The sequence below is a fragment of the Microvirga tunisiensis genome, assembly GCF_009296175.1.
GTDB lineage: Bacteria > Pseudomonadota > Alphaproteobacteria > Rhizobiales > Beijerinckiaceae > Microvirga > Microvirga tunisiensis.
On sequence record NZ_VOSK01000985.1, the window covers coordinates 1 to 577 of the forward strand.

Sequence of the window (577 nt, forward strand, 5' to 3'; positions counted from 1 at the left end):
ACGAGGAGCGCGCCATCGTCTGCGTCCTGCGCCAGGCCACCGGCTTTCCGCTCGACGATCTGACCTTCATCGTCACGCATTTCCTGCCGCATCTCAACCGCGATGCCGTCTACCGCATCCTCAAGGCGGAAGGCTTGGGACGATTGCCCCCGGCGCAGCAGCGCCAGCGCAAGAGCGGCACGTTCAAGGATTACGATCTCGGCTTCGTGCACATCGACATCAAGCACCTGCCCAAGCTGCAGACCGCCGACGGCGAGCGCCGCAAACGCTATTTGTATGTGGCCATCGACCGCTGCTCACGCTGGGTGCATCTGGCCGTCAAGGACGATGAGCTGGCCACCAGCGCGGTCGCCTTCCTGAAAGAGGCGGTGCGCGCCTTCCCCTTCAAGGTCACGCACGTCCTGACGGATCGAGGATCCTGCTTCACGGCGGATGCTTTCGAGGACGCCTGCCGCCAGCTGAAGCTGGAGCACCGCAAGACCAAGCCCTACACGCCGCAGACCAATGGTCTCGTGGAGCGCTTCAACGGGCGGGTGCAGCGCGAGGTGCTGGGCATCACCATCTACAGCCATCGGGA

1 protein-coding gene is annotated in these 577 nt (G+C 64.1%); it reads left to right on the forward strand.

The window, feature by feature from the left end; all coding sequences use genetic code 11:
* A partial coding sequence (locus FS320_RS44765) for a DDE-type integrase/transposase/recombinase (protein ID WP_152718827.1) occupies nucleotides 1–577 on the forward strand: 577 nt, incomplete at both ends.